The sequence below is a fragment of the Paenibacillus sp. TAF43_2 genome, assembly GCF_052113545.1.
In the GTDB taxonomy this organism is placed as follows: Bacteria; Bacillota; Bacilli; order Paenibacillales; family Paenibacillaceae; genus Pristimantibacillus.
In genome coordinates, this window is sequence record NZ_JBFRDK010000181.1 from 1 (window position 1) to 12,254 (window position 12,254).

At 45.3% G+C, this 12,254-nt stretch carries 12 protein-coding genes and 1 pseudogene; 7 read left to right on the top strand and 6 right to left on the bottom strand.

Annotation, left to right across the window (positions count from 1 at the left end; all coding sequences use genetic code 11):
* Window positions 1-725: ABC transporter ATP-binding protein (locus AB4Z17_RS27285; RefSeq protein WP_441963281.1), on the top strand; the 725-nt coding region annotated here is incomplete at its 5' end.
* On the top strand, window positions 703-924 hold the full coding sequence (locus AB4Z17_RS27290) for an antibiotic biosynthesis monooxygenase (RefSeq protein ID WP_441963283.1): 222 nt from the start codon (window positions 703-705) through the stop codon (window positions 922-924). The genes AB4Z17_RS27285 and AB4Z17_RS27290, both read left to right, overlap by 23 nt.
* 119 nt (window positions 925-1,043) lie before the next feature.
* On the opposite strand, the gene AB4Z17_RS27295 is transcribed toward AB4Z17_RS27290, so the two are convergent.
* The 3 genes from AB4Z17_RS27295 to AB4Z17_RS27305 are packed head-to-tail and all read right to left on the bottom strand — an operon-like array spanning window position 1,044 to window position 3,597.
* Window positions 1,044-2,054 (bottom strand): Gfo/Idh/MocA family protein, encoded by a 1,011-nt coding sequence (locus AB4Z17_RS27295; RefSeq protein WP_441963285.1) that lies wholly within the window; start codon window positions 2,052-2,054, stop codon window positions 1,044-1,046.
* A 37-nt stretch (window positions 2,055-2,091) separates the two neighbouring features.
* Window positions 2,092-2,931, bottom strand: coding sequence for a sugar phosphate isomerase/epimerase family protein (locus tag AB4Z17_RS27300; protein ID WP_441909506.1), 840 nt, complete (start codon window positions 2,929-2,931; stop codon window positions 2,092-2,094).
* A gap of 24 nt (window positions 2,932-2,955) precedes the next feature.
* Window positions 2,956-3,597, bottom strand: a complete 642-nt coding sequence (locus tag AB4Z17_RS27305) for a carbohydrate-binding family 9-like protein (RefSeq protein WP_441963287.1) — start codon at window positions 3,595-3,597, stop codon at window positions 2,956-2,958.
* A gap of 168 nt (window positions 3,598-3,765) precedes the next feature.
* On the opposite strand from AB4Z17_RS27305, the gene AB4Z17_RS27310 reads away from it, so the two are divergent.
* The 3 genes from AB4Z17_RS27310 (at window position 3,766) to AB4Z17_RS27320 (ending at window position 7,592) form a co-directional block, all read left to right on the top strand.
* Entirely contained in the window at window positions 3,766-4,671 is a 906-nt protein-coding gene (locus AB4Z17_RS27310; protein WP_441963289.1) for a helix-turn-helix domain-containing protein, read from the top strand.
* 190 nt (window positions 4,672-4,861) lie between these two features.
* Window positions 4,862-5,854, top strand: a complete 993-nt coding sequence (locus AB4Z17_RS27315) for an ABC transporter substrate-binding protein (protein ID WP_441963291.1) — start codon at window positions 4,862-4,864, stop codon at window positions 5,852-5,854.
* 121 nt (window positions 5,855-5,975) lie between these two features.
* Complete coding sequence (locus tag AB4Z17_RS27320) at window positions 5,976-7,592, top strand: helix-turn-helix domain-containing protein (protein WP_441963293.1); 1,617 nt, start codon at window positions 5,976-5,978, stop codon at window positions 7,590-7,592.
* A 7-nt stretch (window positions 7,593-7,599) separates the two neighbouring features.
* Here the strand turns inward: AB4Z17_RS27320 and AB4Z17_RS27325 are convergent, their stop codons facing one another.
* Window positions 7,600-9,315 (bottom strand): ABC transporter ATP-binding protein, encoded by a 1,716-nt coding sequence (locus AB4Z17_RS27325; RefSeq protein ID WP_441963295.1) that lies wholly within the window; start codon window positions 9,313-9,315, stop codon window positions 7,600-7,602.
* Window positions 9,316-9,566: 251 nt separating this feature from the next.
* On the opposite strand from AB4Z17_RS27325, the gene AB4Z17_RS27330 reads away from it, so the two are divergent.
* On the top strand, window positions 9,567-10,649 hold the full coding sequence (locus AB4Z17_RS27330) for a Gfo/Idh/MocA family protein (protein ID WP_441963297.1): 1,083 nt from the start codon (window positions 9,567-9,569) through the stop codon (window positions 10,647-10,649).
* A 161-nt stretch (window positions 10,650-10,810) separates the two neighbouring features.
* Window positions 10,811-11,479, top strand: a complete 669-nt coding sequence (locus tag AB4Z17_RS27335) for an SIMPL domain-containing protein (RefSeq protein WP_441963299.1) — start codon at window positions 10,811-10,813, stop codon at window positions 11,477-11,479.
* A gap of 44 nt (window positions 11,480-11,523) precedes the next feature.
* Here the strand turns inward: AB4Z17_RS27335 and AB4Z17_RS27340 are convergent, their stop codons facing one another.
* Entirely contained in the window at window positions 11,524-11,700 is a 177-nt protein-coding gene (locus AB4Z17_RS27340; protein WP_161807520.1) for a hypothetical protein, read from the bottom strand.
* Between the two features lie 195 nt (window positions 11,701-11,895).
* Window positions 11,896-12,254, bottom strand: a pseudogene (locus AB4Z17_RS27345) (hypothetical protein); the annotation flags it as partial.

Sequence of the window (12,254 nt, forward strand, 5' to 3'; positions counted from 1 at the left end):
TCCCTAAAGGTAAAATAACTGCGATAGTCGGGCCAAACGGCTCAGGCAAATCAACGATGCTTAGATTAATCTCGGGTCTGCTGACTCCAGATAGCGGCAGCATTCTCATTAATGAGAAGAGTACGAGCGATTATAAAAGATCCGAATATGCCAAAAGTCTTTCCATGCTGACACAAGCCAAAGATATGCTTCCATCGCTGACCGTTCGCGAGCTGGTCGCTTATGGGCGTGCTCCTTACCAAAGAAGCTTCCGTCAGCGGCTAACTACGGAGGATGAACGTATCATTGATTGGGCATTGCGGGCATTGCGCATTCGGCGGCACGAAGACCGAATGTTTCACACCCTCTCCGGAGGCGAGCAGCAGAAGGCGCGAATCGCCATGGCATTAGCGCAGCAGACCGAAATTCTTTTGTTAGATGAGCCTACTACCTATCTGGACATGAGTCATCAGCTCGAGGTGCTGGAGACACTCGCCAAAATAAATCGGGAATATGGAACGACGATCGTTATGGTTCTGCACGATCTGCAGCAGGCAGCCGCTTATTGCCATTATATGATTGCCATGAAAGAAGGGGAGCTTGCTGACGCTGGAGAACCACGAACTATCATTACGCCTCGTTTCATGCGCTCCGTATTTGATTTGGATGCGAGAATCAGCTTTGCTGAACGTTATCCCATTATCATTCCTATACCCAAAACCGATGAGGAGGAAGAAGGACTATGACGAGGTTTCCATCGTTACAAGGTGGCAATCGAGAGATGATTTTAACAACTGGACAAAAAGCGAGGCGTTCCGTGAATCTCATTCCCACCGTAAAACGCCGGAATACATCCTATCTAACAAAATTATGTTTCAGGAAGTCAAAGTCAAGCGTACTCCGCTCCCTGCCGCGGAACGCAGCGATGAACGGCTTGCCCAATAAACTCCTTCTTAACAAACAAGCAAGACAGCCATTCCTCCTCTAAACAAGGCGGCTGCTGTCTTGCTTTTGTTTGTTCATTTTAACGAGCTTATCCGGCTGCTAAGTGAATGCTAGACCTTTTACAAAGATACTAGCGTCCCGCCTTCATTTGCAGAGCGCAGCTCTGCTTCGATTATTTCAAGCGTGCCTACCGCGCTCTCAGGTGCACAAATCGAAACTGGCTGCCCCGCATGAATGGATTCAATAAAATATTTGATTTCACGATAATAACCCATATCCTCCGACAATTCAGCGATAAAGCCCGGCGCATCATTTGGATTAACTTTCACTTGCCCATTTTCAAAAATGAGATTTCCGCCTTCAAAATTAACGCGATACGTCATGGCAAAGCCAAAGTCGCCTTCCAGCGTCCAATCTGCCTGAGCATTCAGCACCTTGCCATCTGGATAAATATAATGAGTAGACACGACATCATAGCCGCTGCCAGGAATGACATTGCGTGCAATCGTTGATACCTTCTCCGGCTTGCCGAATAACCAGTGAACCATGTCTGCATCATGAATGTGCATGTCCAGTAAACAGCCTCCGCTTTTGCTGCCATCCAGAAACCAACCCTTTGGCGCGGCAGAGCCTCTGAAGAAATAACCGCCCGTAACAGCTCCATAACGGCCATCCTCTACGCAAGCCTTCAAGTATTCATAAGCTGGCCAGAAGCGCAGGCATTGGCCGATCATCAACGTTTTTCCTGTGCGCTCTGCTGCATGTGTCATGCGCCAGCCATCCTCCGAGCTTCCTGCCACAGGTTTCTCGCATAATACATGCAACCCTCTCTCAAGCATCGAGCAGGTTAAATCAGCATGCAGATTAGTAGGCAGCGTAATATCGACGATATCTAGTTCCTCGTTCTCCAGCATTGCAGCAATATTATCGTACAAACGGTAAGGCGCAAGATCATAGACGTCCTGCTCTGTCGCGATGTTTCCTGACGCTTTTCCTTCCTTCAACTCCTCGATCAGCAAATCGCAAATCGCTACAAGCTGCACAGGAGCGCCTTCCTTAGCAAGACGGACATAATTGTCAAAGTGCATGCGACCCATAAATCCAAAACCGATTAAACCAACCTTTAACATATTAAAAACCTCCTAATAGTTTTTGAGTAGATGAATTCTAACGTCCTAATATGGCATCCATCGCTTTTGAAGTGTTGAAGATGATTTGTTCGGAATGATGATTGTATGGCGGAATCATTTCTCCAGTTACATAATTGTCATAACCAATCGCATGAAGCGCCTGCATGACAGCTGGGTAATCAACATCACCTGCTAACAAATCAACAAAGCCATGCAATCCGCCTGCTTGACGGCGGTAATCCTTGAAGTGCACCTTCTTGATGCGATGACCCAAAATACGAATCCATTGCTCAGGATAACCATTATGCAGCGCATTGCCGACGTCAAAATACGAGCCTACAAAACTCGAGTTATGCGCATCAATGAAGGAACGCATCTCAAGCGGCGATAATAAGAACTTGTTCCAAACATTCTCAATGCCAATCGAGACCCCCGCGCTCTCAGCAAACGGAACAAGCTTCCCGATCGCTTCCAGCGCCCGGTCATATGCATATTCGTAGTCAGCAACTTCACTGCCCGGTATAAAGTCAACGCCTACAGCGCCTGGAATGACCAAAATGGTATCTACGCCGAGAGCCGCAGCAAGTTCCAGCTGTTTCTTGCACACATCGATTGCTTTCTCGCGTGTAGCCGCGTTTTCACTCGTCATTGGATAGGACCAGTACAAGCCTGTTGCTAAACCTGCAATTTCCAGTTCATTTTGCTGCAGTTCGTTTTTGATTTCTTGAATCTCTTTGTCGGATGCTTCTAGGCTTAGCTCGCCCGTCTCGTTCAATGACAGCTCGATTCCGTCAAAACCTGCTTTTTTTGCTGTACGAATGTTTTCTGCAATGGAAGAATCACCTTTGAAAGACCAAATATTAATCCCTTTTTTCATGTTAAACCCTCCTACATTTATGTTTTAAATAAATAACAGCCTGCCAAATTTACGGGGAAGATGAAAGTTTATCGCTTTGGTAGCCTGCCAAGCCTGGAATTCACGGTTGCCGTGTTTATCCTCATCAATTCGGTAAAAATTCACTCTCCAGCTTAATCCTTGCTCGAGAGGCTTCTTGAAATTCTCAACCGGAATATGCACAAAATAAATCCGTTCAGCATCGCCACTCGTTTCAACAGTCGTCTGAATACCCTCAAACCTCCATGCTAAGTCCGTCGAAGTGATCTCGGCTTCACCATCATTCGTAATCAGAGCATCAAAAACAACATTGTTCGGACTAACTTCTAGCTCTAGATAACGATGCCCAGTCCCATCCTCATCGATAAACAGCTCAACGACATCCTGCTCATAAAGCGGCTCATCGCGTATGGTAAAATTAGATACAACATGTGAATCCTTGCATAAATAGCGAATATGCAAATAGTTCTGGCTCCAGCATGCTCTTACTTCCGTACGCTCCTTAGGCTGCATGGCAGTGACCGTATCAACCAATTCAATCGCATCGAAGCTATCCCAATGGATAGCGCCAAAACCGGCGTCTTCAATGCTGATCGGCACTTGCCTGCAAAGATAGGTTTTACTCTCTTGAAACGCAGGAACCTCCATTTGTTCAAACTCCTTTTTAGATAATTACGTTATATTGAATTTGCTGCAACTACATGTGATAATACGTTTATAATAAACGATTATTCTTGAAATTTATTTAGCTAGAATAGCGATTTTTTGGACAATTCCGTTCTCTTTTTTATTTTCTTAATGAAAGGAGCCTCCCGCTTGGAAAAGTCTGAATCTCCCTTTCCACGCATTCGTTCAACTCCATTTCGCGAGTGGTCGCCCAGCGTCCACTATGCGCAGTTCCAGCGCTTGCCAACGGGTGCTCTGCCGAGACGTAGATTGTATGATTACGAGCTCCTGTACGTGTGCCATGGCGAAGCAGCGACGACCATGCATGGGCAGCGCTATAAGATTGAAGCTGGTCAGCTTATCTTTTTGCCCTCTGGCGTCTATCACCAAAATGAAGTCGTTTCCAGCCCAAACGCTCGATTTCTCGGCATTCATTTTGATTTTTTTGATGAGCTCGATATTCAGACAGAGGCTGACATGGTTGTGAACGAAGCTGCTGTTTTGCCCCATAAATTCATTTATGAGCCTTATGTGGAAGGGTTGGCTCCCTTATCCGACCATCCAGTCTACACGCCGCCTCTCGTATGCGTACAATTGATGGAGCAGCTTGTTCATGAATTCACTATGCGTCCTATTGGGTATGAGCTGGTTTGCAAAGGTCTAATGCTACATATATTGGCCCATTTGCTGCGATTGCCCTCATCTCGATCCGCTGGACAAACCTCACTTCATGGCGGCAGGATTGCCGAGTTAATGGAGGAAATAGAGGCATCACCTGCCGCCAATTGGACAAACAGAACGATCGCAGCAAAGCTGAATTTGAGCATCGACCATACCGCGAAGCTGTTTAAGCAAATCGCCGGAATGCCTCCTAGCGAATATGTTCAATCGATACGTCACCGAGAAGCTAGAAGGCTTCTTCGGGAATCCGAGCTTTCAATCGAAAACGTCGGAAGCATCGTCGGCTATTCCGATATCCACTACTTCAGCCGGATATTCCGCCGTCATGAAGGAATCTCTCCGCGTGAATATCGGAAATTGTCCAAAATATTATAAAAAAAGAGCTCTATATTATGAAAGCCGAATACCTACAGTGGTGTTCGGCTTTTAACTTTTCTTCATGTTTGGACAAACTAAAAAACACTTCTTTGCTTTGTCCATTGAGTACAGCTCGTATATCTATTACGATAATGCATATCGATAATGATTATCATTATCTTATAACATCTATTGGGGGAGAATTAAAATGTATCAAGGAACAAAATCAGTCGCACTTTTGGCTACATTCGCACTAATGGGAACCCTATTGCTAGCCTGTGGCAGCAATTCTGCAAATTCGGGCAATACAGAGAGTCCAGCTGCTGAAGCAACAAAAGCACCTGAAGCAACGGAACAAACAGCCGATACCACCCGCTCCTTCACCGACTGGTCGAAGCATGAGGTAGAAGTGCCTGTTACTCCACAGCGTGTTATCTTTCACGGTGAAACTACCGGTGATTTGCTTGCGCTAGGCGTTAAGCCGATCGGCGTCATACAGGATATGATTAAAGGGACGGTATTTGAGCAGCAGCTCACTGGTGTCGAGGACGTAGGTTTTCCGCTCAGCGTCGAGAAATCTTTAACACTGCAGCCTGATCTTATTATTTTCTCGAATTCGGACGAACAGCAGTATGAGGTTATTTCAAAGGTTGCTCCAACGGTAACGTTCAACTCCTTCGCCACGCTGGAGGACAGGATGCGTACGCTAGGGGATTTGTTAAATAAGAAGCAAGAAGCTGAGGATTGGCTTGCAGAGCATGCGGTCAAAACAGTAGATATGTGGAAACAAATTCACGATAGCGGTATTAAAGAAAGTGAAACGGCAGCTGTATTTACAATGTATCCTGGCAACCGCCTGTTTATTATGGCTGGCACTGGGCTACCGCAATTTTTATATGAGAAAGGCGGCTTAAAGCCAACGCCTATCATACAAGATCTCATTGATAAGGAACAAGGTTTTGCAGAAATATCTTCTGAACTTCTGCCAGAATATGCGGCTGACCGCATCTTCATTCTGAATCCAGTTGCTCCTGAGGCGCAGCAATCAACGAACGAGCTTATGAAAAGCGATTTATGGCTCAAGCTCCCTGCCGTGAAAAATGGACAAGTGTACAATTTTGATTTGCTCAAAGCTTCCAGCGACGCGCTTTCTAGAGAATGGTTGTTAGAAGAGCTGCCAAAAGCACTTATTAAAAAATAAATGCTGCTTAACGTCTGTTGAAATAGAAGAAGCTCTTCAACTACGGTTGATAAGCTTCTTCTATTTGTTTATAATGAAATTAATTGATAACGATTCTCAGTTCTGAAATGAGGCTACAGCCATGTCTAACTTAACGCATCAGACTTTACCTCTGCGCTCCTTAAGCTTCCATTTTGTAGATATGAAGCTGTACAGCCATACAGAGGGCGAAGTATTAGCGGAAAAAGTGACTTCCTGCTATACGATGCTTATATCGAGGAGCGGCAGAGGCAGACTGTTTATGGGTAATGAAAGTTCCCTTTTCTCGTCCTACAGTTCTTTCCTTCTATCCCCGAACACCGCATATCAATTTGAAAATATAGGCGACGGCAAATTGGAATATTACCTCATCTCTTTCCACATCCTTCATTTGCTAAACCAAGGTCCTGTGCTTTATACGGAGCAGCTATTTCCGAACCGTCAAGAGCTGCGCGTTTATCCGCTCGCACAATGGATGGATTTGCTGAGCCAGCTTTATACCGGAATTACGGACTGCGATAACATTGAAGCGCATCGTCAGCAAACGTATTTTCAGAAGCTTATCGGATTTGTTCTTGAACATAACCTGCAATTCGACTCGATGAGCAGCTCCACGCAAACCGTTGAACAAACCATTCAATATATGCAAAATCATTTTCAGAACCGAATAACGGTCAAGCAGCTCGTCGATATGGCCAACGTACCTGCTTGGCAGTTCACTTCAATATTCAAGGAGCTGACTGGCAAGAAACCGCTTGATTATTTGAATGAGCTTCGTATCAATCGGTCCAAGGATTGGCTAATCCATACCGACAATACTTTGCGCGATATCGCAGATCGTGTCGGCTTTACCGATGAGTATTATTTCAGCCGCCGCTTCCGTCTTATAACCGGCTTTTCTCCAAGGCAATATGCCCTATCAATGCGCCAAAATATACTCGTTAAGGATTGGGACGGTCACGAGGTCAGCATTCCCGCTCAGCCCAATCGCATTTTTTATTGTGGTGAAAGTATCGGAGATATGAATACGCTTGGCATTCAGCTTGTAGGAAGCCATATGATCAGCAAAGGCGAGCCTTTTCGTTCGGAACAGGCTTCTGCTCTAGCGCCTGACTTAATAATATTCGACCATTCTGATGAAAGCTTGTACGCACAAATGTCAGAGCTTGCCCCTACGCTTACCTATAATTCACGCGGGTCACTCGATGAGAGAATGCTTATGCTTGGAGAGTGGCTGGGCAAAAAAAAAGAAGCCCAGCAATGGCTTCTTCATTATAATAGCAGTACGTTATTGATGTGGCAGCAGCTTCAGGCGTGCATTCGGCCTAACGAAACAGCTTCTGTCTTTATCTATCATCGGGGAAAACGTTTATTTGTCATGGGCAATATCGGTTTATCCTCTATACTGTACCATCCAGACGGTTTCCGGCCTACAGGAAAAGTTCAAGACATTCTGAAGTCTGGAAGACCTTATAAGGAAATTACAGAAAAAACAATTCAACAATACGCAGGCGATCGCGTATTCATGATGCTTCCCGAAAATGAGGAGTCTAAAGCAGCCATGGAGAAATTAGTGAACAGCCCAATCTGGAGAAACCTTCCTGCCGTCAAAAATGGCTTCAGTTACGTGCTCGACGAACGCGACTGGAATCAGGAGGATGCTTCAGCAAGGGATAAGCTGCTATTGCTTCTTCCTGAGCTGCTGAACCAAACCTCATAATTCCCCCTTATGCGCCGAATTGAGCCTGGTGAAGCCTGCTGTAAGCACCACGCGCGTCGAGCAATTCATCATGATTGCCTTGCTCGGCAATCCCTTGCTCAGCTACAACTACGATGCGGTCAGCATTCTTGATCGTAGCAAGACGATGAGCGATAACAAGCGTCGTTCTGCCGCGGGACAGCTCAGCAAGCGCTAGCTGAATCGCCGCTTCCGTCTCGGTATCCAGCGCGGATGTCGCCTCATCCAAAATAAGGATCGGCGGGTTCTTCAGAAACATTCGTGCAATGGTGAGCCTCTGCTTCTGTCCTCCCGACAGCTTAACCCCTCTCTCGCCTATCATTGTATTCAATCCCTCAGGCTGCGATAAGATTAACTCCTCCAGCTGCGCCTGACGAGCGGCTTGCATAATTTCTTCCTCCGACGCTCCGAGCTTGCCGTAAGCAATATTTTCTCGAATCGATCCATCAAAGAGGAACACATCCTGCTGCACAATCCCAATGTTGGAGCGCAGTGATTCAAGCGTCATATCCCGCAAATCAATGTTGTCGATCGTAATTGAGCCTTCTTCGACATCGTAGAAACGCGGAAGCAAGCTGCATAACGTTGTTTTCCCCGCTCCCGATGGACCTACTAGAGCTACCGTCTCTCCTGCGCGGATCGATAGGCTKAGGCCTTGCAGCACCTTGTCCTTATTCTCATAACCAAACGTCACTTTGTTAAACCGAATATCACCTTTGAGATGGCTTACTACTTGTGCATTCGGCGCATCGGCAATATCAGGTTCCGTTTCGAGCAATTCCAAATAACGTTTGAATCCGGCTATTCCTTTTGGATACGTCTCAATGACAGAGTTGATCTGTTTAATCGGACCTAAGAATACGTTCGAGAGCATAACAAATGCGATAAACTCGCCATAGCTCATATCGCCTTGAATAACGAACCAAGTTCCGCATACGAGTACAAACAAAGAAATGAGCTTCATTAGAATAAAGCTGATTGACGAGTTCCATGCCATCACGCGATATGCAATGAGCTTCGTCAAACGGAAACGACCGTTATTTTCAGCAAAACGCGCCATTTCATGCTTTTCGTTCGCAAACGCTTGAACGACACGAATGCCGCTCACGTTATTTTCAACGCGTGCATTGTAGTCAGCGATATCAGAAAACATCCGATTAAAGGCTGCTGACATTTTACGGCTGAAGTACAGCGACAAATAAATCATAAGCGGAATAATAATAAAGGTCATTAACGCAAGCTGATAGTTAATGCTCAGCATAATACCGAACGCACCTGTCAGCGTCATTAAAGCAATAAACAAATCCTCCGGCCCATGATGGGCGATCTCTCCAATATCCATCAAGTCATTTGTCATCCGGGATACCAGATGTCCTGTCTTGTTATTGTCGAAGAAACGGAAGCTCAGCTTCTGTACACGATCAAACAGCTGCTTGCGCATATCGGACTCGATGTTGATTCCGAGCTTATGTCCCCAATAGGTAACGACATAATGCAGCGCAGAGCTGAACACATAAATGACTAATAGTCCGATACAAGCATACAAAATCCATTTCCAGTTGCCGCTCGGCAAAAGATCATCCACAACCCGGTTAACGGCAAGCGGAAAAGCAAGCTCAAGCAATGCAGCCAAAATGGCGCATGAAAAATCTAAAATAAACAGCTTTTTGTAGGGCTTGTAATAAGCAAAAAAACGACGCAGCATATCCAGCTTCCTTCCTAATCTATTTTATGACACATTCAATGATAACCATTATCATTTGCGGCTAATCTATCGTAGAACAAAAGGGTAAGGGGAGACAATGGACAAATGTGATCATTTTTTTGTACAAAATGAAGCAGGCGTCATCCATGCGATGTCATGATTTTGTAGATGTCATGTCCTTTTCTCACCATTTCATGCCTAATACAGCTGTGCTAAAGTAGAATCACTACAATGAAAAGAGGGATATTGAAATGACAAGAACGATCCGAATCGGAATTATAGGAAGCGGCGGTATTGCAAGAGCCCATGCTTCAGCTTATAAAAAAATGCCTCTTCAAGTGGAAATCGTGGCGGTGGCAGACAGCATAGCAGGAAAAGCGCAAGCTTTTATTGATCAAGAGGAACTTGTAAACGCCGTAGCTTTTGACGATCATAAGAAACTATTAGAGCTTGACCTAGACGGCGTCAGCATTTGCACACCAAACTTTGCACATTCTGAAACTTCAATAAACGCTTTGAATGCAGGCAAGCACGTGCTCGTAGAGAAGCCGATGTCTGTCACACTCCAGCAGTCCATCGATATGGTCGAAGCCGCTGAACGCAGTGGAAAAATTTTGACGGTAGGCTTCCAGCCGAGATATGATCCCAATATGTCGTTGATTCAAGAAATTGTTCAATCGGGAAAACTTGGTAACGTTTACTTTGTTGAAACAGGCGGCGGCAGACGGCGCGGTATGCCTGGCGGCACTTTTATTTCCAAAGAGCTTGCAGGTGCTGGCGCAATGGCTGATATCGGCTGCTATTCGCTTGATATGGCGCTTAATGCGCTCGGCTATCCTAAGCCGCTTACTGTATCGGCTTATACATCAAATCATTTTGGAACAAACCCGAAATACCATCGTGAAGCGGCCAACTTTGAAGTTGAGGATTTTGGCGTGGCAATGATTCGTCTTGAGGGCGACATCGTTCTCAATTACAAAATCAGCTGGGCTATGCATATGGATTCATTAGGTGCAACGATGTTCCTTGGAACTGACGGCGGCCTTAAAGTCACACCAGCAGGCACAGGCCCTTGGAGCGGTGTTTGGGATGGCAGCGTAGGCAGCATGACGCTTTATCACGATGTCGTTGATCAGCATATCCATTCGACTATTCCTGTCATCCAACATGGACTAAACTTGTTTGATGAGAAAGTAAGAGACTTTGTTGCAGCAATCGCAGAAAATCGTCCAGCTCCTATTCCTGGAGCAGAAATTTTGTACAACCAAGCGATTATCGACGGTGTGCTGCGTTCCGCTGCAAGCAAGCGTGAAGTTACAATAGAGCTGCCTTAAGCTCATCACACAAAAAAATGGCGGTGCAAGATTACTCTTGCCCGCCATTTTTGTATTCTTTTCTAAGCTTTCGACCGCAAGCAGAAAATAAGAAGCAATCATTTCGGCGGGTATCCTTCCATACATTAATCTATAAACTGTAAGAAGGAAAGGAGCCTGCAATGTACGGCAATCAAATCTACTATACCGCTATTCCCATTCCCTGCAAAAGCGTGTCCACGATTGAAGTTATGGGCGAAGGGATCGTAACAGCTGCTCCAGATACAGCCTTGGTCATCCTTGGCGCTGTTACCGAAGGCAAGGAGCTGCAAGCGATACAAGCTGAAAATGCACAAATTACAGCAAATATCATACAATCCCTTCTCGAGCTAAGCATCCCGCGCGAACATATCCAAACGAATGATTATCGAATCGAAATGATGTATGATTTCCCGGACGGGAAGCAAGTCTTTCAAGGCTACAAAGTAACTCATCTCCTGCAAATCACCATCGATCAAATTGCACTTACTGGAACAGTAGTAGATACCGCCGTTTCTCACGGTGCCAATACAGTCACTTCCATTCAGTTCTCGGTTTCCGATAGAAAACCGTTGGAAAATGAGGCCTTGTCGCTTGCTGTCCAGAACGCCCGTCTGAAAGCTGCTGCTATCGCAAACGCATTAGGAACGTCCATTTCTGGAGTTCCCAGCAAAGTTCAGGAAGTCTCCAGCTCATCTGAGCCCTTCCCTATCCAAAGAACCTTCCAATCCGATGTTATGGTCACACCAATCGAGCCTGGACAACAGAAGATTTTCGCGGCTGTTCGTGTATGGTTCGCGCAAATCACATAAAAAAAGAAGCCGCTCCATCCCGGAGCGGCTTCAACCCATTCTAATTATACAGATGAAATAATGCCGCGGTTACTATTTTTTGCGAAGTTGATAATGGACTCATATTGCGTTTTAGCAATGCGACGGTCAGACATGGGAAGCTGAGGATTTTTGACTATCTCGGCTAGTTTCTTAAGCTCATGCATTTCCTCAGTTGTCACTTTGACCGTTATTTTCCCCACACGCTCCACCCTCCTTCGATATTTTGTAAAAAATCGATTAGTCAAGCAAAAACGCCTTCGGCGTCCTTTAGACGCTGAAGTAGCTTTGACGGTGAAATATAAGATAAGTATGAGAAAATGATATACTTTCTTATATTTAAGCAAAAGGATTATCAGCTATGGTCATTATACGCAAAACTTAAGTAAACTTGCATGTTATTTCGGTGGCGTTTGCGGATTTGAATCATCTATTTCTTCAGGAAACAAATCAGCAAACTCTTTGTTCTGCTTGCTCTTCAGGTAAGATAAGCCTGCGTAGCCTGCCAGCAATGAACTGCTCACGACTGCAAAGTTGTCCGATGTATTGGCCATAGCCAGCGCTGTTTTTGCTAATATGCCGGTTCCGATTGCGATCAGCAAATCGCCGAGAAAGCCGAGATCAAAAAAAATCTTTTTTTTCGCATTGCTGTGATCTCTAAAGCCGATGACAAAAATAACAAAATAATAACAGCGCTGAATCCACTTTACTAACCAATTTGAAGAAAGGGATAATCCTTCTTCATCATATTCTATGA

Bases quoted from the DNA above. Each gene is read 5' to 3' on its own strand.
- AB4Z17_RS27335 (WP_441963299.1), top strand. From the start codon at position 10,811: ATGTACGGCAATCAAATCTACTATACCGCTATTCCCATTCCCTGCAAA.
- AB4Z17_RS27300 (WP_441909506.1), bottom strand. From the start codon at position 2,931: ATGAAAAAAGGGATTAATATTTGGTCTTTCAAAGGTGATTCTTCCATT.
- AB4Z17_RS27330 (WP_441963297.1), top strand. From the start codon at position 9,567: ATGACAAGAACGATCCGAATCGGAATTATAGGAAGCGGCGGTATTGCA.
- AB4Z17_RS27315 (WP_441963291.1), top strand. From the start codon at position 4,862: ATGTATCAAGGAACAAAATCAGTCGCACTTTTGGCTACATTCGCACTA.
- AB4Z17_RS27320 (WP_441963293.1), top strand. From the start codon at position 5,976: ATGTCTAACTTAACGCATCAGACTTTACCTCTGCGCTCCTTAAGCTTC.
- AB4Z17_RS27305 (WP_441963287.1), bottom strand. From the start codon at position 3,597: ATGGAGGTTCCTGCGTTTCAAGAGAGTAAAACCTATCTTTGCAGGCAA.
- AB4Z17_RS27295 (WP_441963285.1), bottom strand. From the start codon at position 2,054: ATGTTAAAGGTTGGTTTAATCGGTTTTGGATTTATGGGTCGCATGCAC.
- AB4Z17_RS27290 (WP_441963283.1), top strand. From the start codon at position 703: ATGAGGAGGAAGAAGGACTATGACGAGGTTTCCATCGTTACAAGGTGG.